The 24307-nt window shown below is 35.2% G+C and carries 20 protein-coding genes; 10 read left to right on the forward strand and 10 right to left on the reverse strand.

All coding sequences use genetic code 11. The annotated features are described in order from the left end of the window. The first annotated feature begins 178 nt into the window (after nucleotides 1–178). The 8 genes from BUC11_RS08570 (at nucleotide 179) to BUC11_RS08605 (ending at nucleotide 6802) form a co-directional block, all read left to right on the forward strand. On the forward strand, nucleotides 179–1327 hold the full coding sequence (locus BUC11_RS08570) for a DNA polymerase III subunit (protein WP_073353316.1): 1149 nt from the start codon (nucleotides 179–181) through the stop codon (nucleotides 1325–1327). 4 nt (nucleotides 1328–1331) lie between these two features. Next, nucleotides 1332–1715, forward strand: a complete 384-nt coding sequence (locus BUC11_RS08575) for a DoxX family membrane protein (RefSeq protein WP_073353318.1) — start codon at nucleotides 1332–1334, stop codon at nucleotides 1713–1715. Nucleotides 1716–1765: 50 nt separating this feature from the next. Further along, a complete protein-coding gene (locus tag BUC11_RS08580) occupies nucleotides 1766–2275 on the forward strand; it encodes an acyl-CoA thioesterase (RefSeq protein ID WP_073353352.1) in 510 nt (169 codons plus the stop codon). 188 nt (nucleotides 2276–2463) lie between these two features. Further along, the gene (gene recA, locus BUC11_RS08585; RefSeq protein WP_073353354.1) at nucleotides 2464–3471 is read left to right on the forward strand and encodes a recombinase RecA; all 1008 of its coding nucleotides are present in this window, start codon (nucleotides 2464–2466) and stop codon (nucleotides 3469–3471) included. A 295-nt stretch (nucleotides 3472–3766) separates the two neighbouring features. Next, entirely contained in the window at nucleotides 3767–4177 is a 411-nt protein-coding gene (locus BUC11_RS08590) for a hypothetical protein (protein ID WP_073353319.1), read from the forward strand. Nucleotides 4178–4409: 232 nt separating this feature from the next. Next, a complete protein-coding gene (locus BUC11_RS08595; protein WP_073353355.1) occupies nucleotides 4410–4820 on the forward strand; it encodes a hypothetical protein in 411 nt (136 codons plus the stop codon). Nucleotides 4821–4835: 15 nt separating this feature from the next. Beyond that, nucleotides 4836–5378, forward strand: coding sequence for an RNA polymerase sigma factor (locus BUC11_RS08600; RefSeq protein WP_073353357.1), 543 nt, complete (start codon nucleotides 4836–4838; stop codon nucleotides 5376–5378). Beyond that, nucleotides 5375–6802, forward strand: a complete 1428-nt coding sequence (locus BUC11_RS08605) for a hypothetical protein (protein WP_073353321.1) — start codon at nucleotides 5375–5377, stop codon at nucleotides 6800–6802. The genes BUC11_RS08600 and BUC11_RS08605 overlap by 4 nt, the downstream gene beginning before the upstream one ends. On the opposite strand, the gene BUC11_RS08610 is transcribed toward BUC11_RS08605, so the two are convergent. Beyond that, nucleotides 6786–7547 carry a lysophospholipid acyltransferase family protein gene (locus tag BUC11_RS08610; protein ID WP_073353323.1) on the reverse strand — a complete coding sequence of 254 codons (762 nt, stop codon included), beginning with the start codon at nucleotides 7545–7547 and terminating at the stop codon, nucleotides 6786–6788. The genes BUC11_RS08605 and BUC11_RS08610 overlap by 17 nt on opposite strands. Before the next feature lie 263 nt (nucleotides 7548–7810). Between BUC11_RS08610 and trpS the strand changes: the two genes are divergently transcribed. Then, a complete protein-coding gene (gene trpS / locus BUC11_RS08615) occupies nucleotides 7811–8788 on the forward strand; it encodes a tryptophan--tRNA ligase (RefSeq protein ID WP_073353358.1) in 978 nt (325 codons plus the stop codon). A 207-nt stretch (nucleotides 8789–8995) separates the two neighbouring features. On the opposite strand, the gene dprA is transcribed toward trpS, so the two are convergent. After that, nucleotides 8996–10096 carry a DNA-processing protein DprA gene (dprA, locus tag BUC11_RS08620; protein WP_073353325.1) on the reverse strand — a complete coding sequence of 367 codons (1101 nt, stop codon included), beginning with the start codon at nucleotides 10094–10096 and terminating at the stop codon, nucleotides 8996–8998. A gap of 102 nt (nucleotides 10097–10198) precedes the next feature. Here dprA and BUC11_RS08625 point away from each other — a divergent pair, with 102 nt between their 5' ends. Next, entirely contained in the window at nucleotides 10199–11146 is a 948-nt protein-coding gene (locus BUC11_RS08625) for an HU domain-containing protein (protein WP_073353327.1), read from the forward strand. Nucleotides 11147–11664: 518 nt separating this feature from the next. Here BUC11_RS08625 and chrA read toward each other — a convergent pair. From chrA to BUC11_RS08670, 8 genes are all read right to left on the reverse strand, one after another. Next, entirely contained in the window at nucleotides 11665–12795 is a 1131-nt protein-coding gene (gene chrA, locus BUC11_RS08630; protein WP_073353328.1) for a chromate efflux transporter, read from the reverse strand. Then, a complete protein-coding gene (locus BUC11_RS08635) occupies nucleotides 12785–13216 on the reverse strand; it encodes a DoxX family protein (protein WP_073353330.1) in 432 nt (143 codons plus the stop codon). Before BUC11_RS08635 ends, chrA begins: the two co-directional genes overlap by 11 nt. A 746-nt stretch (nucleotides 13217–13962) precedes the next feature. Next, nucleotides 13963–16230, reverse strand: a complete 2268-nt coding sequence (locus BUC11_RS08645) for a helix-turn-helix domain-containing protein (protein WP_073353332.1) — start codon at nucleotides 16228–16230, stop codon at nucleotides 13963–13965. 295 nt (nucleotides 16231–16525) lie between these two features. After that, the gene (locus BUC11_RS08650) at nucleotides 16526–17140 is read right to left on the reverse strand and encodes an OmpH/Skp family outer membrane protein (RefSeq protein WP_245793825.1); all 615 of its coding nucleotides are present in this window, start codon (nucleotides 17138–17140) and stop codon (nucleotides 16526–16528) included. 232 nt (nucleotides 17141–17372) lie between these two features. Continuing rightward, nucleotides 17373–18233, reverse strand: a complete 861-nt coding sequence (locus BUC11_RS08655; protein ID WP_073353334.1) for a class I SAM-dependent methyltransferase — start codon at nucleotides 18231–18233, stop codon at nucleotides 17373–17375. A gap of 225 nt (nucleotides 18234–18458) precedes the next feature. Then, on the reverse strand, nucleotides 18459–20330 hold the full coding sequence (gene mnmG / locus BUC11_RS08660; protein ID WP_073353339.1) for a tRNA uridine-5-carboxymethylaminomethyl(34) synthesis enzyme MnmG: 1872 nt from the start codon (nucleotides 20328–20330) through the stop codon (nucleotides 18459–18461). 144 nt (nucleotides 20331–20474) lie between these two features. Then, nucleotides 20475–20894 (reverse strand): rRNA maturation RNase YbeY, encoded by a 420-nt coding sequence (gene ybeY, locus BUC11_RS08665; protein WP_073353341.1) that lies wholly within the window; start codon nucleotides 20892–20894, stop codon nucleotides 20475–20477. Then, nucleotides 20891–24190, reverse strand: coding sequence for a DUF4175 family protein (locus BUC11_RS08670; RefSeq protein ID WP_073353361.1), 3300 nt, complete (start codon nucleotides 24188–24190; stop codon nucleotides 20891–20893). The genes ybeY and BUC11_RS08670 overlap by 4 nt, the downstream gene beginning before the upstream one ends. Between the last annotated feature and the right edge of the window lie 117 nt (nucleotides 24191–24307).

Here is a 24307-nt window from a genome sequence, read left to right on the forward strand (position 1 = left end):
ATCGTTGTAAATTAATAAATAATGTTTCTTTTTAATACTTTATGTGTTTTTTGTTCGAAATAAACACAAATTAAATTTCAAAAATAAATGCGTTAATTACCACTTCACGACACTTGCTGGTACTGAAACTTTGCTTGCTAAAATTTTAGACTAAACCATTTTCTACTATCTTTGCTTCATGCAATTTTCAGAAATTTTAGGACAAGAACACATCAAAAGTCATTTGACAAAAAGTGCTGATTTGGGTAGAATTCCACATGCACAATTGTTTGTTGGCCCTGAAGGAAGCGGAACCTTGCCTATGGCGATTGCGTATGCGCAGTACATTATTTGCAGCAATCAAAACTCGGAAAACTCGGGATCAAATGAAGCCTGTAACCTCAAATTCCAGAAAACTTCACATCCGGACTTGCATTTTATATACCCAACGGTAAGTACGGAAGAGGTAAAGACGAAACCCAAAAGCATTGATTTTATCACAGAATGGCGACAGTTTTTAGAACATAATCCGTACGGAAGTTTGTTTGATTGGTATCAAATGTTGGGTGTTAAAAACAAACAAGGAGAAATTAGGGTTGATGATGCGCAGGAGATTTTGAAATCGCTAGCGTTGAAATCCTACGAAGGCGGTTACAAAATAATGATTATTTGGATGGCTGATAAACTAAACATCGCTGCATCTAATAAACTGCTAAAATTACTGGAAGAACCTACGGACAGAACAGTTTTTATATTGATTTCAGAAAACGAAGAAGATATTATTCAAACCATTCGTTCTAGATGCCAAGTCCTACATTTTAATGGATTAAGCGAAAAAGTAATCGCTGAAGCTTTGGTTTCAAAAGAAAATATAGAATCAAAAACCGCCATAAAAATAGCGCATCAGGCACAAGGAAATTTCAATAAAGCATTACAATTACTGCAACCGGATAGCGAATCCGTTTTTTTTGAAAAATGGTTTGTCGATTGGGTTCGAGCTGCTTTTAGAGCCAAAGGAAACGCAGCAGCAATTCAGGATTTGATTCAATGGAGCGAGCAAATTGCTGGTTTAGGAAGAGAAACCCAAAAGAAATTTTTACATTTTTGTATTGAGATGTTTCGTCAGGCGTTGTTGTTAAATTACCAAACAACAAGCTTGGTTTACATGGAACCGCAAGTAGAGAAATTCAAACTCGAAAATTTTGCGCCTTTTGTAAATGGAAATAATATCAATGCTATTTTTAAAGAACTGTCAGACGCCATGTATCACATTGAGCGCAACGGAAATCCTAAAATTATTTTAACCGATTTATCAATAAAACTAACCCGTTTAATTCACCAAAAATAAAAAAATGAACAACATTACTTCAATTTTGATTTTAATCTTCCTAGCCATTACTTTTCTACAATCCGGATATGACAAACTGTTTTATTGGAAAGACAATGTAGATTGGTTAAAAGGACACTTCGCTAAAACACCATTAAAAAATCAAGTCCCACTGGCTTTACTAAACATTTTAATTTTAGAATTAATTTCCGGAATTTTATGCGTAGTGGGTTGCATCGAATTACTGGTAAACAACGGAAGAATTTTTGGTTTCTACGGAGCTGTTTTCTCTTGTATCACGCTATTAATGTTGCTATTTGGTCAACGATTGGCTAAGGATTATGATGGCGCAAGAACCATTGTCATCTATTTTATCCCTGCGATATTAGCCGTATATTGGTTGAATTAAAAATAAAAAGCTTCCGCATACAAAATAATACTATCCTCTTACATAAAAATATGACTCCAAAACATCCTTCTGAATCCTTAACGACACTAACTGATTTGGTTTTACCAAGTGAGACTAATCCTTTGAATAATCTTTTTGGTGGCGAATTATTGGCCCGTATGGATCGTGCAGCCAGCATTGCGGCAAGAAGACATTCCCGAAGAATTGTGGTTACAGCATCTGTAAACCACGTCGCCTTTAACAGAGCCATTCCACTAGGAAGTGTGGTTACGGTCGAAGCCAAAGTTTCGCGCGCTTTCAAAAGTTCGATGGAAATATACATTGATATTTGGGTGGAAGACCGCGAATCTGGTAATAAAACCAAAGCCAATGAAGCGATTTACACTTTTGTAGCCGTGGATGATACTGGGAGACCCGTTGAAGTGCCCCAAATTGTTCCAGAAACCGAACTGGAAAAACAACGTTTTGAAGCCGCACTGCGACGCAAACAATTAAGTTTAGTTTTGGCTGGAAAAATGAATCCGCATGACGCAACCGAATTAAAAGCGTTGTTCATGTAGCAACATTTTAGCTTGTTATTTTTATTTTAAAATATTCTTGAAAGAGAAAATTTACATTAAAAAAAGAAGTATTTTTACGAAAAAAAATATTCTCACATAATTGGAATTTTCAGGATAATTAGTCATCCTGTCAGTTTCTTACAGTTATAAAATAATACAAATAGATGAAAGAAAAGGTAAAAGAGAAGATGAGTACAGAAAAAGAATCTAAATTAAAAGCGCTACAACTTACGCTGGATAAACTAGACAAAACTTACGGTAAAGGTACCGTAATGAAAATGGGCGATAAAGCCATTGAAGAAGTGGAAACGATTTCTTCAGGTTCATTAGGAATCGATTTAGCCTTAGGAGTAGGTGGCTATCCAAGAGGGCGAATCATAGAAATATATGGTCCAGAATCCTCTGGAAAAACAACCCTTACATTGCACGCCATTGCCGAAGCTCAAAAAGCAGGAGGAATCGCTGCTTTTATTGATGCAGAACACGCTTTCGATAGAAATTATGCAGAGAAATTAGGTGTAGATATCGAAAACTTGATCATCTCACAACCAGACAATGGAGAACAAGCATTAGAAATTGCGGAGAACTTGATTCGTTCCGGAGCAATTGACATTGTTGTAATTGACTCGGTTGCGGCTTTGACTCCAAAAAGTGAGATTGAAGGTGAAATGGGAGATTCTAAAATGGGTCTTCATGCCCGTTTGATGTCTCAAGCATTACGTAAATTAACTGGAACAATAAGCAAAACACATTGTACGGTTTTCTTTATCAATCAATTAAGAGAAAAAATTGGTGTTATGTTTGGTAATCCAGAAACAACAACTGGAGGAAATGCATTAAAGTTTTACGCTTCGGTTCGTTTAGATATCCGTCGTTCTACTCAAATTAAAGATGGTGATAACGTACTTGGAAACAGAACCAAAGTAAAAGTGGTAAAAAATAAGGTGGCTCCACCATTTAAAATCGCTGAATTTGACATCATGTACGGAGAAGGGATTTCAAAAACTGGAGAGATTTTAGATCTAGCTGTCGAATTTGAAATCATCAAAAAAGCAGGATCATGGTTCAGTTATGGTGAAACCAAATTAGGTCAAGGTCGTGATGCGGTTAAGTCTTTAATCAAAGATAATCCAGAATTAGCAGATGAATTAGAAGGGAAAATTAAAGCACATATCAAAGAATTAGCTGCTTTGTAAATCCAATTTACTTGTAAAAAAACGATGCCGAAATAAATTATTTCGGCATTTTTTATAGCCTAAAATTAAGCCTTGCTTTAGCTATATTCTTAAAAATAAATTAGAATTATTTACGCTTTTTGATTCTAAATCAAATCATTAAAAAAAATGATTCCCAAATATAACGAGCAACTTTAATAACTCTAAGTTCTCCCTTACTTTCATTTTTTACTCTAAAATTAACCTACGGCAAGCAACCTTTCTAATTTTAAATCATCTTTTATAAAATAAATATAAATCAATAAATTTTAAAAAAATGAAAAAAATGAAATTAAAGGTGATTGCTTTGGCATTAGTAGTGGCATCAGGATTTGCTTCGTGCAGTAATGATAATGACCAACCCCAAATGGCAACTAAAAAAGCGTTTATTAGCGCCGTTACCGGACCAACGGCAGGAGTAGTAAATCAGGAACTGACTTTGATAGTTGCTTATGATGTCGAAAACAAGTGTGGTGTTTTTAATAAATTTTCAGAAACAACTACAGAAAACACAAAAGAAATTGAAGTAGAAACTAACCTTGAAGGTACGGATTGCGGTATAGCAGCGGTCACTAAAACGACAACTTATAAATTTAAATCTTCGGTTGCAGGAACGTATATCTTTAAATTTAAAAAATCAGCTACAGAATTTATCACACAAACAATTGTTATAAGTTCAGCAACTTAAAAAATAAGTAGAAGCTGTCCTCTTTGACAGCTTCTTTAAAAAAAAAGGACATAATGTAGCTTTTTTTGCAAAATCAAACCCTTAAAAAACACTAATTTAGTATTTTAATACTGCTGCATTTAACTAAAAATTAATTGTTGACGCAACCTTTTAAAAAAATTGTATCTCAATAATAAATCTTACTACCCCCTTTTTTGTAAAATGGGTTTTATTAACTTAAAAAATGAAAACAATGAAAAAATTTATCGCACTCACCCTATTTTTATTGACACTTATATCTTGCAGTACGGACAATGATCTTCCTAACTACACTTACGAAGTACTTCCTGTAGCAAGTTATACATTGCCTCAAAGTTTCAAATTAGGAGAAACCTATGAAATAAAATTGAAGTACCAGAGACCTTCAGATTGTTATTCTTTTCAGGGAATCTATTACGATAAGAATTTAAATATCCGAACTATTGCCATTCAGTCAGCTGTAAACAAGGACCAAGTGTGCACGCAAGTCCTTCCAGCAGAATCAGAAGTATCTTTTAATTTTTTCGTAACCAACACTGGTTCCTATATTTTCAAGTTTTACAAAGGAGAAGACGCTAATGGTGTTACTATTTTTGAGGAAGTGGAAGTTCCTGTTACTAACTAATTCTTGACTAAAATTGTGGGGTTAGACCAATTGATTACTGACTGTAAAAAAAACTGCCCTAAAGCACAAGAGCAACTATACCAGCTATTTTCTAAAAAACTATTTGGCGTTTGCCTAAAATACTCCATTAATTATGCCGACGCAGAAGACAATTTACAAGATGGTTTTTTAATTATTTATGACAAAATAAAACAATTCAATTTTAAAGGCTCTTTCGAAGGTTGGGCAAAGAGAATAATAATTAACAATGCCCTTCAAAAATTTAGAGACGTTCGGTTTATGGAGATTGTAGATGACACTGTTGCTGACGAAGAAGTTGAAATCGATGATGAGAACATCTCTATTGATTATTTAATGCAGATTATTCAGGAATTGCCAGATCAATACCGCCTGGTTTTCAATCTTTACGTCTTGGATGGATATTCCCATAAAGAGGTCGCAGAAATGCTTAAAATAACCACTGGAACAACTAAATCTAATCTGGCCAGAGCTCGGATGATTTTAAAAGAAAAAATTGAAAATTATTCCCGAATTAAAACAAAGTCAGCAACAAAATGAACGATAAAAAAAATATAGACCGGTTTTTTCAGGAGCAATTTAAAGATTTTGAATCCCATCCGAATGAGCAAGTTTGGAATAACATCCAAACAGCTTTGAATGAAAAGAAGAACCGAAAAGTACTGCCAGCCTGGATAAAATTCTCCGGAACTGCAGCGGCTTTTCTTGTGGGGATATTTGCCTTGCATACTGTTATAAACGACAAAGTTAAAACTAATAATCCTGTGGTTATCGAATCAAAAGTTCCAAAAACCAACGTAAATGAAAAGGAATCTATCCCTAATGAATCCATAAAAGAGCGACCTTCATTAGAAATTAAAACAGGTCCTCAAGTAGTCGAAAATAGTGGTAAAACAAAGCAATCTGAACAAAAAGAGAGTATAAATTCTACTGGATTTAAAATTAATTCGAACAAAGAAAAGAATCAAAAGGAAGCTGTTGTTTATTTGCAAACAAATAATTTGTCGCTAAAACATCCCGCAACAGCGCTTGAAAACAAAAAAGCTACAGCTGTTACCGAGGCAAAAACAGACGACCTATTTGAGAAAATCCAACAACTACCTCTAGAAAAAACAAGTATAAATCCCCTTGAAAACACTAGAATTGCTTTACAAGACACTAAAAAAGAACCCTCAACTGCTAGTGCAATTCCAAACGAATTAGATGAAATTCTTAAAAAGAAAACAGATCAAAAAAAAGAAGTTGTTAAGATACATCAGCAAGACAAATGGCAGATTACACCTAACATCGCAGCTGTTTATCTGAACTCAAATTCAGGCGGTTCCGCTATTGATGCACAATTTTCAGAAAATCAAAAAACAGCAGAAAATAGCTTAAGTTTTGGCGTAGGAATCCATTATGCCGTTTCTAAGAAAATAGCCTTGCGTTCTGGGATAAACAAACTGTCATTGGGATATAACACAAATAACGTTATCTACTCAACAGGCTTGGCTAACAACAATCTGGCGAATATTGCTTACACTTCAACTGCTTTAATAGAAATTAATAATGAAGCTACTTTAAGCATGTTATCTGCATTCGAAAAAGATATACAAAAAACAAATACAGGTGCATTAAACCAGAAAATGGGCTATTATGAAGTTCCTTTGGAACTTTCCTATTCCGTTTTAGATAAGAAGTTTGGAATTACTATTATTGGAGGAGTAAGCACCTTGTTTCTTAACCAAAATAAAATATCGCTCGTATCAGAGGAAACGAATCTAAAATTAGGTGAGGCCACTAATTTAAATCAAATTCATTTTAGCACTAATGTTGGTTTAGGATTTAAATACAAAATTATAAAATCGTTCCAAATCAATTTTGAACCCATGCTTAAGTACCAAGTTAATACGTTTTCAAATGATTCTGGCAACTTCAAGCCACTATTCATTGGTTTGTACTCTGGAATCAGCTATAGCTTTTAATTGGATCTAAATCGAAATCTATCAGTTGATTGTATATTATTTCGCGCACTTCTTCGCGAATTTCTTTGCGGTCAACGCCAGTTTTTCCCAAAGTCTCTACGTGTGAATGCATTTTTACACGCATAATTCCTGGGCTTCCGCTGAAGAAAGTATAGGAAAATCTCTTTTTATTATCGGCAAAAGTAATGGGAACAATAGGGATTTCGTGTTCTATCGCCAAGCGAAAAGCACCGTCTTTGAAAGTATCTAACAAAACCGATTCATCATCAGGAACGCCACCTTCGGGGAAAATACAAATGCTTAATCCTTGATTGATTCTTTTTTGAGCACGATTAAACACTTCCATTTTACTTTTTGAAGAACTTCTGTCTACCAAAATACAGGTTCTTTTATAGAAAAATCCAAACAAAGGAATTTTTGACAATTCTTTTTTACCCACAAAAACAAACGGATTTCTAGTTAGGGCAAGCATCAACATAATATCGGCCATAGAAGTATGATTGGCAACAATCATGTAACTTTTTTGGTATTCCATCTCTTGGTTTTTGTCTATTTTATAATAAAAACCCATCCCGAAAAGAATGAATTTTGCCCAAATACGAGCCATCTTAAAAAAATAAGGATAGCCGCTTTCCGTTAAAATGGACAATACCAGAAAGGGAAACATCACCAATATGGGAATGGTCATTAAAATATAAAACCACACCCGCCACAGTACCCAAAAAACAATTTTTAATCCTCTCATAGGTTCAAAAGTAAGAAATCAGAAGTTATCATGAGTATAAATTTTCGATGTTTTTTTCAACCATATAAGTCATATAAGTTTTTAAATTGTCTGTCAATTTTAATTCCGTTATTTAAATTCATTAAAGTTTTATCGACTTAAATGACTTATGTGTAAAAGAAAATTTTGCGAATGCTAGTTGGAATACGTAGATTTTTAAAATTTACGAATTTGCGGTAAAAAATGAAAAACTTTACGAACTTTGCGTGGAAGAAAAAAATACAATGGCAAAAATACTTACAGGCGTTCAAAGTACTGGAACACCACATTTAGGAAACTTACTTGGCGCAATCATTCCCGCAATAGCATTATCAAATAAACCTGAAAATGAATCGTTTCTTTTCATTGCTGATTTGCACTCCATCACACAAATAAAAAACGGTGAAACCTTACGAAACAATACGTACAGTACCGCCGCTGCATGGCTTGCTTGTGGTTTAGATGTGAACAAAGTAGTTTTCTACCGACAATCGGATGTGCCACAAACGGCGGAATTATCGTGGTATTTAAGTTGTTTTTTTCCGTTTCAACGCTTGACATTAGCGCATTCATTCAAAGACAAAGCAGACCGTTTAGAGGACGTTAATGCCGGATTGTTTTCCTATCCAATGCTGATGGCTGCTGATATTTTATTATATGATGCTGAATTTGTACCCGTAGGAAAAGACCAACTGCAACATTTAGAAATCACTCGCGATGTCGCTTCCCGTTTCAACCACCAAATGGGAGAAACTTTTGTAATTCCAGAAGCGATTGTACAACAAGACGGCTTACTAATTCCAGGAACCAATGGTGGAAAAATGAGTAAATCAGCCAATAATATAATCAATATTTTTCTAGACGATAAAGCTTTGCGCAAACAAGTGATGAGCATCGAAACGGATAGTACGCCACTTGAAGATCCTAAAAATCCAAATACGTGCAATGCTTTTGCTATTTATTCTTTGTTGGCAAATGAAGAACAAATCGCAGCCATGAGAGCACTTTATGAAGGTGGAAATTATGGTTACGGTCACGCCAAACAAGCCTTATTTGAACTAATTTGTGAAACTTTCAAAACCGAAAGAGAAAAATATAACTATTACATCAATAACCTCCCTGAAGTAGATTCACTTTTGAAAATTGGTGCTGAGAAAGCTTCGGCTGTTGCCAATGGTGTACTGGCTAGAGTAAGAGAAAAACTAGGATTTGAGGTTGTATAGTCTTACTATTTATAGCAATATTTTAGTTATTAATTCCCACTAAATTTGTCACGCTGGAAGCGTCTCAACATTTGAGAGCAACTCAAACGAGACGCTTCCAGCGTGACAAACTAAATAGAAAGTGTTTGTGCTCAATTTATTACTAAAAAATTTATTTTTACTATTAGTCATGCTAGAAGTGTCTCATTGTTTGGTTTTTTGTAAACGCTATATCGCCTCAAACAATTTTCCCGGCAACGGTCGTATCACACCTTTCAATTCCATATTTAACAGCATTCCTGAGATTTTATAAATAGGAAAATCACAGCGCAACGCAATAATATCCATCAATTCTTTTCCTGTTTTAAGGAGATAATCGTATACTTTTTGTTCGTCTTCTTCTAAAGTAACAAACAGCTGTTTCTGCACTGGTTTTGCGTCTTTTTGTATATCCCAATTTAAGATATATACTAAATCAGCGGCACTGGTTAGCACATTCGCTTTTTGGGTTTTGATGAGATTGTTGCACCCTTGGCTGAATTTATCTGTAACACGTCCCGGAACCGCAAAAACATCACGGTTGTAATCATTCGCCATATTTGCTGTGATTAATGAGCCACCACGATCAGCAGATTCAATGACAATCGTTGCTTCACTCATTCCCGCTACGATGCGGTTTCTTCGAACGAAATTTTCTTTGTCGGGATTCGAGGAACTCCAAAACTCCGTCATAAAACCGCCGTTTTCTTCCACTTTAGCTACATATTTTTTATGGGTTTTCGGGTATATTTGGTTCAAACCATGGGCCACCACGCCTATCGTTTGTAAGTTGTTTTCCATTGCCAATTGATGCGCCACAATATCGACGCCATAGGCAAAACCGCTTACGATAATGGGATCGAGTGGCGCTAAATCTTCAATCAGTTTTCTACAAAACTCCATTCCGTAAGACGTGATTTGGCGCGTTCCTACAATGCTGATGATTCTTCTGTTTTTTAAATTAATATTCCCTGAGGTGAATAATAAAAGTGGCCCGTCAATACAATGTTTCAGTCGTTCAGGATAATTTTCGTCTTGAAAATAAGCGACATTAATTTCATTGGCTTTTATAAATTCCAGCTCCAACGTTGCTTTATCAAAAACCGATTTATCTTTTAAATTTTTCAGCAAAACAGATCCTACTCCATCAATTCCAGCAAGTTGCGAGGCCTTTGTAGTAAAAACAGCTTCTGCAGAGCCAAAATGCGTCAGCAGTTTTTTGGCCATGATGTCGCCCACGCCTTCTATTCTTTGCAATGCCAATAAATAAAATAAATCCTGTTCTTTCATGCTAATTATTTGAAGGTGAAATGTATAAATTTTTATGCGGATTGTTAATAAAAATTGTGAATAAAATTTTGATAACTATTTTGGTTGTATAACTTTGTAAGTATGAAAATCGAAATATACATCGCGCAGCTTTTATACCGTTATCAATGTGTAACCGTTCCGGGTTTCGGAGCTTTTTTGACCGAAATTCAATCGGCTAAACTAAACGAAAGCTCCAATTCGTTTTCTCCTCCCAAAAAAATGATTGCTTTCAATGCGAATCTGAAAAATAATGATGGTTTATTAGCCAATCATATCGCTTTAGCAGAAAAAACATCGTATGAATATGCCGTAAGTAAAATTCAATATGAAGTTTTTAATTGGAAAAAAGCATTTGAAGAAAACGAAATTATATCAATAAAAAATATTGGAGATCTTCGTTTGAACGCGGATAAAAATATCGTTTTTACTCCGTACGATCAAACCAATTATTTGACTAGTTCTTTTGGATTAGCTCCTTTTGTTTCACCACTTGTAAAAAGAGAAATCTTTGAAAAAGAAGTAGCAGCAATTGAAGAAAAAGCTACCATAACAATGGTTCCTGAGGAAACCAAATCAACCAATTCCTATTTAAAATACGCCGCTATTTTTGTATTGGGATTAGGAATTGCAGGAAGTGTGGGTTATCCAATGTACCAAAACCAAATCGCCTCAGAAACGATGCTGGTTGAAACTGCGGTTCAAAAACAAGTTCAAAATAAAATTCAAGAAGCTACTTTCTTTATCGAAAGCCCCGTTCCAGCGGTAACTCTCGCTGTAAAGTCGACTGCCGAAATAAAAATGCCGTACCACATTATGGCAGGTGTTTATAGAGAAGAGAAAAACGCTAACAAAACGTTGCGCATTTTAAGCCGCTTAGGATATGATGCCAAACGCATCGCTCCTAACAAAAACGGATATTTTCCGGTGTTGTACGGAAGCTACGCTACTTTTGCCGAAGCGGAGAAAGCCAAAAAAGAAATCAATGAAAAGCACAATCCCGAAGCTTGGATTCTGATTCAATCCTTATAAATTTATACAATATTCTTGATATAACAATCCCAAAAAAGTGAACGCTATTTGGGGATTTTTTTAGGAGTTAATTCCAGCTTTCCACTCTATCTCTTGTCGTCTCGTTAAAAAACGTAACTACAAGCGGGTGTCTTTGCTATCTAGGTTATGAACTTGATCTAATTAAAGCGTCTTACTTACTATTTCATGAGTTATAAAGTAGCTTGTGAGTTGATTACATACTTTCGAGGGAAAAGTTTTTTTTAAGGTTAACTGCGTTCTAAAAACACATTTTTGTGTTTCTTATAAAAAGTCCTTTACTGTTAAGGATTTAATCCTTTTATCGCTTTAAAAAATAACCTTGCAAAAGCCTGGTTATGTAGTTTTAATAAAACTAGGCACTTGTTACAAAAAGAGTATACGTGATGCTACCTTTTAAACTATTGATAATAAGCAAAGCTGTTCAATCAATTATTAAACCGCAACTTTTGTCAAAGCGGTGTGGTGCATTAGCCCTTCTTTTTCTAGCGCACTAGATTTCATAGCAATGACAGTAAATAACCAATAAGTGAACCACCTAAAACAACAAATGCATTATTCAATTTCTTAAAACGAAAAGTTGATACAATACTTAAAACCGCAATGAATATTGTCCGCCAATCTGTAATTGTGTCTTTCCCCATATCTAAGCAAACTGCTATAATGATTGCTACCGAAGCCACATTAACAGCATCCAAAAATGCAGAGAATAGTTTTGAGTTCCGCATTTTATTTACCAATGGATTGAGTAATGCAACAAAAACAAATGATGGTAAAAAAATTGCGACTGTGGAGACGATTGCTCCTGTCAAACCGTTGATTTGATAACCAATAAAAGTTACAGAAGAAAAAACGGGTCCAGGCGTAAATTGCCCAACCGCAATCGCATCAATAAGTTGTTGTCTTGTTAAAAGTCCTGTTGATACTAATTCTGTATCAAGAAATGCAAACAAAACATAACCGCTCCCGTAAAGTATCGCGCCAATTTTTAAGAAAATCCAAAATAAGTTTACATTAATTGCAGCAGTTATTTCCGTGTTTGTGATTTGCAATAATGTTAATGGAAGCAAATTTTTTACACTGTTTTGCTTATTATTACGCACACAAGCCAAAAGAAGGGCAAACAATCCTGCTCCAAACATTAGATAAATTTCATTAATGTGAAGCAAAGAACTAATTAAAACAATCATTCCGATTATTATTAGTTCTGTGGATTTCAACGATTTTTTCGCTAAAGGGTATATTGCCACTAGTATAATGGCAATAATTGCAGGTTTTATTCCGTAGATAAATGGTTGCACTTCGGGCAATTGTCCATATTGTTTGTAAAGCCAGGCAAAAATACCTGTGATGAATACGGCTGGTAAAATAAAACAAACACCGGCAACAATTAGACCTTTCCAACCGCCTTTTTCGTGTCCGATATGAATTGCCATTTCTGTGCTATTTGGGCCAGGTATTAAATTTGTCGCCCCAATTAAGTCAAGAAAATGTTGTTCAGTGAACCATTTCCTTTTTGAAACTACTTCGCTTTGCATCATTGCAATATGTGCCGCAGGACCCCCAAAACCAATAACGCCTAATTTTAAAAAAAGCTTTGCTAACTCTTTTAATTCGGCTTTACTTTCCATTTTTCATTAGCTTGTTATCTATTGACCATCTGCCACCGCCTTTGATTAAAAGAAAAACACCGCCTAAAAGCATAGCCCAGTCTGTTCGGCTTCCATGAAGCATTCTCCAAAATCCTTCGGTGGCTAAAACTTCGGTTTTGGTTGTTGCTATCGCAACAACCATAATAATGATTAACAAAATACTTCCAAAACGAGTGAATAGTCCAAGTAATAGCAATGCACCACAAAGTATTTCTGCAGTGCCCACAAAACTTCCTAAGAATTCAGGGGATGGCAAACCGATTTTTTCAAAGCGTCCAGCACCTAATGTTTCAGAGAAAAGAAATTTTTGTATGCCTTCAGAGAGGAAAACAGCGCCAACCATCAAACGAATTAAAATGCTTGTTTTTGAGTTGTCTGTGTGAATAAATTTTTGAAACATAATTATTTGCGAATTGTTGATTGTCTGTCTATTGGGATTTTTACAGTAAAGAAAGGCCCTTTCTCCATTGCGTGGCAACGATTACAGTTGATTATTAGAGTTTGAAAATCTTTATTGAAAAGGGCTGTGCCTTTCCTTTCCAACGATTTTTTCATTTCTGGCAATACATAAGTCAAAAAGTGTTCTGCTGATTTTGCTCTTTTAGCTCTTCGTTCAAGTCAGTTTTCAATTGTGCTTTTTATTTTTTCTAATTGATAGTTGGCATAGTCCCAATTCTGGTCTTGTCCTCCCTAATACAATTCTTGATAACGATAACCAATTTCCACCATAGCATAATAAAAACCTCTGAATTGTTTTTTAATAGTCTTCATTTGCTTCGTTTTAGTACTTTTTATCTAGTCACCTAATATTTTTTCAATTTCTTTCTGATAATTGCAGGCAAAAAATTCTTTCGTTACAATAAGAATAAATAGTTGTTTGATTTTTTATCAATTCATAGTTTATGAGGTCGCCCTAAAGATGGGTCTGAAAAAAGCCTTAGTTTGTCATTATTCCAAATATAGAAAAAATATCTTTGTATGCTACTACTAGTTATAATAAATAGGAATAATGATGAACGGCAAAGCAGTGGAAACGCTTTTCTATTATTCTTAAAAAAAGAAAAGATTAGAACAAATAGCGCGAAGATTCGTTCTTAAAAACCACAACCACTCTGCTCTTAAAATAAAAATTCAACCTAATTCAACCTAATTCAAACTCGCTTTGTACATCCTCGCCTCTTCCCAGGAGAATTTTTGTCCGTGCTTTTCCATTAAGGCATTAAGAGATTCTTCGCGGTATCCTGCAAAAGCGGCTGCCAAATCCTGTAGTTTATCTTCGGGCAAAACAGCTGAAATGGCTACTGATTTGGTTTGTATCAACTTGACAAAATGCGAATAAATAGTTTGTTTGGTCAACACTCTAATGGTTGCAATCTCAGCAATGGATTTCTTTTCTACCCACAGTTCATAGGTTTCTTGAACCGTTGATTTCTTGGGTGTTCCTGTCTTGGCTTTTTTCGATGTATAGCGTTCCACATCTTTTTCGTCATCAATCAAGGTGATGTTTAGTTCTTTGAATTGATTTTGAATCGCCTCGGTTTTACGACTGATGTAGGACTTAATTTCTGAAGAGGTGAGTTTCTCTTTCGAAATGGTTTCGCCTGCCACAACGGTTTCTATCAATAATTTGGCTTTCATTAATCGCAACACGGCTTTGGTTTGTACCTCTTCCAAAACAATCAATTCCTCATAAAACATCTTTGCTTTTTTGATGCGTTTTACTTCTTCAATTTTCCAAAGAATTTCAAAAACCAAGTCGTCCATTGGCTTCAAGAAATAACTAAAAGCCGCTTGAATCCGCTCCGAAACATGATTTAAATCAACTGTTTCAGGAGCAAAAAGCTTGTTCAATTGCGAAATGAATTTTCTGGATGGATCCAAAAGCTTATCTACTTGTTCCGCTTGCTTTTTTGCCCAAACCGCATGCTTGGATTTCCCTGAAACTTCAGAGCTTTCGTTGTAACTGAATCGGTGATTGCGCCACTCTTGCGCTAAGTCACTCCAATCAAACGTGTTGACTAAATAATTATGAATGAAATTTTTAGTTTCAAAATGCAATGCATTGGCCAAAAACGAATCTGATGCTTTGTTCAACGCATAATCCATCACATCCTGATCGTTTGAAATGCCATTCATGCGTAACGGAGAGAGCAAAATAAGCCCTTCTAACGAACGCAAACGCGACAACGCGACATATGCTTGACCCGGCAGAAAAACTTGCGAAACATCAAGCGCAGCTTTGTCAAATGTCAAACCTTGGCTTTTATGCACCGTAATGGCCCACGCTAATTTGATTGGGTAATGTACAAAAGTTCCCAAAACCTCCTCTTCAATTTCCTTAGTAGTTTGATCGACCTTGTAGCGAATGTTTTGCCATTCGTACTTTTCGACTTCTATGGTTTTGTTTTCTTCGGGGAAATGAACCAAAATTTCTTGGCTTCCCAATGATTTGATAATCCCCATTTTTCCGTTAAAATAGTGCTTGTCAAACGACAAATCATTTTTCACAAACATGATTTGCGCACCTACTTTTAACTTCAACTCTTGTTCCACGGGGAAAATTTTATCTGGAAAATCACCTGTTATTGCAGGATTATAGGATACTAATTTTCCTTCCAGATCTTGTAAAGCCTGAGCATTCATGGTATCGGCTTTGTTGTTGTGCGTGGTTAATGTGATGTATCCTTTGTTTGCTTTTAAATCAAAATCGGGTTTTACGTATTGGTTTAACGTTTGAATGTCTTGTTGCGAAATCTGGTTGTTGCGCAGATTATTTAAAACCGAAATAAAGGTATCATTGGTCTGGCGAAAAATCTTGGACAATTCAATATACAATGGCGGATTTTGCTGCACGACATGCGAATGGAAAAAGAATTTTCCTTTGTAATAGGTTTTCAGCGTGCGCCATTCTTCGTCCCGAATTACCGGAGGCAACTGCAATAAATCGCCAATATACAAGACTTGAACACCGCCAAAAGGAGTATTTCTTTTACGTACTGATTGCATCATGTAATCCATGGCATCGAGTAAATCAGCACGAAGCATACTGACTTCATCTATAATTAATAATTCCATGTTGCGAATCACAGATTTCTTCAAACCGCTCATTTTGAAATGCCTACGCAACGTAGCTTTGGTTTCAAACTTGGTGCTCTCAGAAAATTGAGGCGAAGAATTATCCGGAATAAATCCACCAAAAGGCAGCTGAAACATCGAGTGAATCGTGACACCACCCGCGTTCAACGCAGCGATTCCCGTAGGTGCTACAACTACCGTATTCTTGTGCGTGGTTTGGATAATTTCCCGTAAAAGGGTGGTTTTTCCAGTTCCTGCTTTCCCAGTGAGGAAAACAGATCGTTGGGTTTGATTGATGAATCGTAAGGTGTAAGCGGCGGCTTCTGAGATAGTTTGCATTAGGCGTGTATATATGAAGCTAAAGTATTGAATTTTAGGAATACATTTTATAGTTTACTAAACTATTTGTCTGCTGATTTGGTTTTTTTAGCCACGATAGCAACGGAAATCCTCGAGGTTTGGCAAGTGATTTTTTTCTAGCCAGAAAAGAGCGACTGCAAGAAGCTCCTTTTATGGTGTAGAAAAAACAATTGCTAACCAAGAGATTAGAGTGTATAGCGGGAAATAGCTTCAAAAAAAAAGCCTTCAATCTAAAGATAGACGAAGGCAATTTTTTGAATTAATAGAAAATAAATTATTTCTTAGCTTCTGCTTTTTCATCTGTTTTAGCAGGTGCTTTGTATTTATCGTTCAAGCCTTTAATGATTTCTTTTGTGATATCAAATTTGTCTTCAGCGTATAATATTGATGCTGCGTCACCTGTTCCGTAGATGTAGGCATATCCTTTTTCTTTTCCGTACGCTTTGATGAATTTTTTCACTCCACTTACTAGAGAATCCATTTCTTTTCCGCTTTCAACCTGTAATTCCTGAGATAATGCTTGTTGTGCATATCCTAATTGTTGTTCTCTTTTTTGCAATTCAGCTCCTTTTTTTTGTGCCCATTCTTGACCATTGGCTTGTGCTTGCGATTGAAAACTGGCTGCTTCTTGTTTAAACCTTGCGATTTCTGCTTCTAGCTGTCTGCCTTTTTCCTCTGCTTTAGTTTTGTATTTTGCTTCAAGGTCTTTTGCCTCTGTATATTCTTTCATTAATTCAGAAGTGTCTACGTAAGCTGTTTTTACTTCTTTTGCTGCTTCGGCTGGTTTGTTGCAAGCAAATAGAGAAATTGATAATGCGATAATTACTAATGCTTTTGTACTCATATTTTTAATATTTCTTTTTTGGTATTCGTGAATCTTCAATTTCATTTTGATGAATTTCTAGTTTTAAGTATTGGTGACAAAAATATAAAAAAATAGATAGTATTGACATAAAGTTTTAAAAATGCTACTTTTTTATGATATAAGATTTTATTATTATAATTAATGAATGTATAATGTATGTCTATTAAAAACCACCTTCATATCTTTTAAATAAACGAATTAGTTTAAAAGTCCGACAATCACATTCGATTTCATTAAAAAATGCGCTTAAATTCGCTTAAAATGATTTTTGATTGTTTTTTAGGATGTAAATGTGTGAAGAATACTCAAAATTCTTCTTCGCTTCCCAATTCGACTGCAATCCGACAAAAAAGGCTTTTATATAATTCATTTTACCAGTTTTGTATTTTTCCGAAAGTAAGCTCACGTAAAATGAGTCGAATTTCATAGGAAGCACTTTTTCTAAACTCATTGCTTCTTTTTCGAAAAGCATTTTTATAGCCGTTTTAGAAAAATGCCATAAATGAATCGGCACATCATAAGCGGCCCAAAACTTTCCGTAATGTTTTGCGTCGAACGATTTGAAATTTGGAACGGCAATAATTAAAGTCCCTTCGGGTTTTAACAATCGTTTCAATTCTTTGATTTGGTTTTCCAAATTTGGAACGTGTTCCAAAACATGCCACATCGAAATCACATCAAAAGAATGGCTGTCTAGTTCGCTGGTTTCTCCAACAAATGAAACCCCTTTCTTTTTCGCAATCGCTTTTGCTTTTTCACTTGGCTCCACTCCTATCGTGTGCCAACCGTTATCTTTGGCCACAGATAAAAAATCTCCCGTTCCGGCTCCAATATCTAAAATACTTCCTTTATTCGTTTGTAATGAATTGATTAAACTCAACTTATTTTCAAGCGCAATGCTTTTTACCAAATGATAGGCTTTTTCAAATAAAGACCTTTTGCTATCCGTGTGCGAAATATAATCCACACTTTCGTAGTACTTTCCTAAATTTTCTAAACTGGGTTGTGGAGACGTAATCAGCATGTCAAATTTGACATCATGATATAAGTCGAAAATTTCCTGAGAAACAGAATAATCTTTAACGGTTAAAAAAGGCTGTTGGTTTGAAATATCCATTAAATACTAGTGCTTTTATATTTTAATTTTAAACTAAACCCTGAAAACACCAACGGATACTTTCAGGGCTGAATTATTTATTTGTGTGATTATTCAATTATAGCAAGGCTTCACAATGTAGTTTCACGTGGAACAAATTGATTTAAGAATAAAGATTAACGATTTCTGATTTCAGATCTTTCATAAATCTGCAATCAAAAATCGTTAATCAAAAATCTACAATCCCTAACGTCCCATATAAATCAACAATACCGAAACATCACTTGGAGAAACTCCACTAATTCTTGATGCTTGAGAAATAGTTACTGGTCGAATCTTGCTTAATTTTTGTTTTGCTTCAATGGACATGGATTTGATTTTTTCATAATCAAAATTCTCAGGGATTTTTACATCTTCCAATCGAAGTAATTTATCTGCATTGTTTCTTTCCTTTTCGATGTAACCAGAATACTTCACTTGAATTTCTGCTTGTTCCAGAATTTCTTGATCCACTTGATTGTTTGCAATATAATCTACAACCTTTTCAAACTTCATGATGTCTTCCAAATCAATTTGCGGACGCGAGAATACTTTGAACATCTTATCTCCTTGCGTAATTAAAGCCGTATCTTTTGATTCTAAAATAGGATTTGCTTCCGCAACAGAAACGCTCGTTTCTTTAAAGAAAGCCACCATTTTTTCAGATTCGTTTAATTTGTGTTCCATTCTGCGCAATCGCGCTTCAGAAGCCAAACCAATTTCGTGTGACATTGGAGTCAATCTAAAATCGGCATTATCCTGACGTAACAACGTTCTGTATTCTGCTCGTGACGTAAACATTCGATAAGGTTCTTCTGTTCCTTTCGTGATTAAATCATCAATTAAAACTCCAATATAGGCTTCATCTCTTTTTAAGATTAATGGCGCTTTTTCATGTACTTTTAAATGCGCATTTATTCCAGCCATCAATCCTTGAGAAGCCGCTTCTTCATATCCAGTAGTTCCGTTTATTTGTCCAGCGAAATACAATCCTTCAACTAATTTTGTTTCCAAAGTGTGTTTCAATTGTGTCGGCGGAAAATAATCGTATTCAATTGCATATCCCGGACGAAAGAATTTTACTTTTTCAAATCCTGCAACAGAACGCAGCGCTTTAAATTGAATATCCTCAGGAAGCGAAGTTGAAAAACCATTTACATAAACCTCACATGTATTCCATCCTTCAGGCTCCACAAATAATTGGTGTCTTTCTTTATCAGCAAAACGATTAATTTTATCTTCAATAGAGGGACAATATCTTGGTCCAATACTTTTTATTCTTCCATTAAACATTGGCGAACGATCAAAACCTTCTCTCAAAATATCATGAACATCCAAAGAAGTATACGTCATATGACACGATCTCTGGTGAACTAATGGAGTAGTCACGTCAGAATAAGAAAACTTATCCGGTTTAGCATCTCCTTTTTCTTCGTTCATTTTGGAATAATCCAAAGAACGTCCATCCACTCTTGGAGGTGTTCCTGTTTTCATTCGGCCTGATTCAAAACCTGCCGCTATTAAATCCTCAGTAACTCCATGGGATGCGCTCTCTCCTGCTCTTCCTCCACCAAATTGCTTTTCGCCAATATGAATCAAACCGTTCAAGAAAGTTCCGTTAGTTAATACAACTGATTTGGAACGAATTTCAAGCCCAAGAGAGGTTTTTATACCTAATACTTTTCCATTTTCAATTATCAACCCTTTCACCATCTCCTGATAAAAATCAAGATTTGGAGTTCCCTCCAACATCATTCTCCACTCCTCAGCAAAACGCATTCGGTCACTTTGAACACGTGGCGACCACATTGCTGGACCTTTGGATTTGTTCAGCATCTTGAACTGGATTGCAGTCCTATCCGAAACAATTCCCGAGTATCCACCAAGCGCATCAATCTCACGCACAATTTGTCCTTTGGCAATTCCGCCCATCGCTGGGTTGCATGACATCTGCGCAATATTCTGCAAACTCATGGTTACCAATAAAGTTTTGGACCCCAAATTTGCAGCAGCAGCGGCAGCCTCAGAACCCGCATGTCCTGCGCCAACAACAATCACATCATATTCCTCTAAAAACATCTTCTTGTATAATTTAACCCATCTTGATGGGTTCTGATTTTGTAATCTATATTTTGTTCCACGTGAAACAACAAATAATTTGATGAACTAAAAACCCGTTATGTTCCACGTGGAACATAACGAAAAACATCGGCACATTAATTCCTACTGTTCCACGTGGAACAGCCCGATTTTTTCATCTTCTTTAGTACGCATTAACAATTCTTCCGCTTCTCCTTTATCTTTGTAGCCACAGTAATGTAATATCCCGTGAACTAAAACCCGCTTCAATTCGTCTTCAAAAGATACATTAAAATCACCTGCGTTGTCTTTCACTCGTTCAACCGAAATAAAAACATCACCACTTATCTCATCTCCCATTGTGTAATCAAAACTGATAACATCTGTTAAGGTATCATGATTGAGGTATTCTAAATTAATCTTATGAAGGTATTCATCGTCACAAAAGATGAAGCTTATCTCCCCTTCTTTCTTCTTTTCTGAAATGATAACGGTAGATAACCAAGAAGCAATCGCTTCCTCATTGTCTAAATTAAAGTCGGTTTCGTAATTAAAATTGATCATTTTTTATTAAAATATTCTTGAACCTTTTGATTAAAATTCGAGCGCAAAGGTAAGGATTGTCTATTTAATATTTCTATGCTATTCAAATAATCTAATAAACCTGCTGGCAATGCATTAGATTGATTGTTAAACTGCTTTTTGTTAGTCTCAGATTGACGTTTATTTTCCTCTCCCTGTTGCTGCACGGCTGAATTTAACTTCAGTAACTCTTGTTTCACATTTAGAATATTTTGCAACGTTTCATTCTTGAAACCCTTGTTCAATAATTGCTTTTCAATTTGCTTCATTTGTTCCAAAGCACTTTGTCCATTACCTCCCAATCCTTGTTTATTTAATTCGTTTTGCAGTGCCTCGCGCAATTGCTTTTGCTCTTTATAAATTTGCAGTATCGCTTGCGCATCACCTTCGCCACCTTCACCCTCTTGACTTCCACCTTCGGATTTTCCTTGCTTGCCTTTTGAACCTTTTTCACCTTCGCCTGGTTTTTCCCCTTTCATTCCCTCTTTCATTTTCTCACCCAATCCTTCTTGTTTTTTTATGATGTCCGGCAATTGCATACCTTGTCCTTGTCCAGGTTTAGGCTTGCCAGAGGCCATACCCGACATCTGCATTTGCATAGAATTAAGCATGTCACTTAGAAAATCGGCTAGCTTATTGGCAGCCGCAATAGTGTATTGCTGATGTGATAAACCTTTGGGAACTTGAGCATCAGTTAAACTCGACAGCGACTTGTCAACGTTATAGATCACATTCCCAATTTCCTTAGTAACATCCTCTGCAATTTTTGGATTCCGCAATGACATGGCAAACAAACTGTCGTCCACATGCTTGAACTGCTGCTTTAAATCCTGCTGAATTTTGATGTTTATATTAAAAGCAGGAGATCCTGATTTATACTTTTTAAACTGCTTCATCAAATCTTCTTGCGACAATGAAAAAGCTAATAAATTATCTAAGATTTGTCGCAACATCGCAACATCTTCCTCCAACTGCTCCATCTCACCTTCTGCCATACTTTCAGACATTTTCTGAGCCATCTCTTTCATCTTTTTGGAAGCGTTTTTCTGATTCGGTTTTGCCTTGTCTTTCTTGTCTTTCTTCAATTCCTCGGATGCTTTCTTTAAATCTTCATCAATACTTTTTTCTTTAGCATCGTCTTTTGGTAAATCCAAAGGTGATTTTAATTCCTTGTTTTCTTTTTCCAAACCATTTAAATCTTCTTGAATTTTATCAAACTCCGCATTTATATCTTCCTGTTTATCTAGTTTATTTTCCTTTTCATCATTAGATAATTTATCTTGTTTTTCAGAAAGCTTATCCAGTTTATCTCCTAATTGCTCTGCTTTCTTTTCTACATAAAACCTCTTGGTCAACTCTACCAACTGTTCTAAATTCTTAGTTTGGTTTTTACTATTTTGTTTGAATTTATCTAACTTAGTCAACAACTCTTCGTTCTGAATTTTATCGTTCAGGTCTTTCAGCTCGTCTAAAAGCTTTTGGTTTTTCTCCAACTCTTTTTCAGCTTTATCCATTCGTTTTTGAAGCTCTTCTTTTAATTCATCCTTTTTATCCGTTTTGAATTGCTCCAAATTATCGTTCATTTTTTTAGTAAATTCCTTCATCATCTCATCCTGTTTCATTTGACGCTTGATAAAATCATTTACTTTTTGCTGATCTTTGAAATCCAGATTCTCTTTCTCTTTTCCGGTTTTTTGCAACTTCTCCATTTCGGAAATTTGCTTGTCTTGATTTTTTAAAGACTTTTCTAGACCATTAATATTCTCGTTTTGCTGTTGCAAAATTTGGTCTTCTTTTTCTTCATCTGTAGAAACACGATTAGAGAAAACAGAAGACTTCGTACTTTTAAAATTATGGATGGCATCATTATCAAAAACTTCAAAATAATAATCATAAGATACACCTTGCTCTACCGGAAGATTACTAGGAAAGGAAAACACAAATTGGTCAAAAGCACTTTTCTTAACAGCAATTGTTCCACGTTTAGCAGTTTGTGGTTTCTCTCTTTCGTAATACACAATCTGAAGTTTAGACAAACCGTAATCATCAGCAATTTGACCTAAAACATAGTTCTTGGCCACCTTCAAACTATCTGGTGGGAGGTTTACATTGATTGTTGGGAACTGATCCTTGACAATAGTAAGCTGATAATTAAGTTTTTCGTAATTTTTTACCTTCTCATTTGAAGTAAGAATTTGATAATCTGTGTCTTGCAGAATGCTTTTTGATAAGAAAAAATTATTTTCGGCTTTGGAAAAAGCAAATTTTGCACGATCATCCTGCCACATTACATTTTGAGTCCCTTGCGTACTCATTTTCCAAGTTACACGTGTTCCTTCTGGAATAACTGCATTTCCTGTTCCTTTGATTGTTTCCTGTCTTTTATTCAAATACGATGGGAAATTCAATTGCATTTCAAAATTAGCAATAGTTGGAACGATAATCACTTTCAATTCATACTCTGGCGAGGTGATAGAATTCCCCTCCACGTGGAACAAAATATTTCCAGCTGGTTTAACCATCTTAAATTGAAATTCTCCAACCTTAGAAGATTCCATAAAGTAACTTTCGTTGTCAATAAATATCATGGCATTCTCAGGAACTATTTTACCTTCGGTTTTGATTCGTACAATAAAGTCCTCTCCTTGCTCGGTTTGTAAATTGGTATTCAAAACAACAAATTTAAAAGGAGCTGGTGGCAAAAAAGCAGAATTGAAATGTACTACCCTATTCAAACTTTGAGAAATTATAGTACTGTTTCCCGAAACAAAGAAAAACGCCAACAGCAGTATTGGAATAACTGCTAAAGGAAAATACTTTTTGTTACCCGTGTAATTGATAGCATTTCCAAAAGGGATTGGCTGCAACGTATTAGCTTTTTGTTCAATGGATGCCACTAATAATTCTGATTTGACTTGCTGTTCATTCAAATTAGCTAATTGTAAAAAGTTAGTCAGCTTATCACTCACTTCAGCAAAATGACTTCCTATAATCGCTGATGCTTGATTGTAACCAATTCCTTTTTGCAGCTTAAATAACTTAAACAGTGGAAACAAAATAAAACGAAACAAAAGATATACTTCTACTCCAATGAAAGTCCAGAATAAAATAGTTCTACCAATTGGCTTGAGCCAAAGAAAATATTCAACAAAAAGCGTTAGAAGAAAATACAATAATCCTAAACCGATAAAGAACATAGTTCCCCGAATCAATTCATTAATGTAAAACTTCCTGATAAACGCTTCTAGTTTTTGATAAATAAGCTGATGGTTTTCCAAAATTTTAAATCTTTTTAATAACGGTGGATTCAATTAATTAATGCGAATTCCTGATTATTGTTTAATAATTGTAAATATACTTCATTTGGAGAATCAAATTGATGCCTTTTCCGAGGT

The sequence above is a fragment of the Flavobacterium xanthum genome (assembly GCF_900142695.1).
In the GTDB taxonomy this organism is placed as follows: Bacteria; Bacteroidota; Bacteroidia; order Flavobacteriales; family Flavobacteriaceae; genus Flavobacterium; species Flavobacterium xanthum.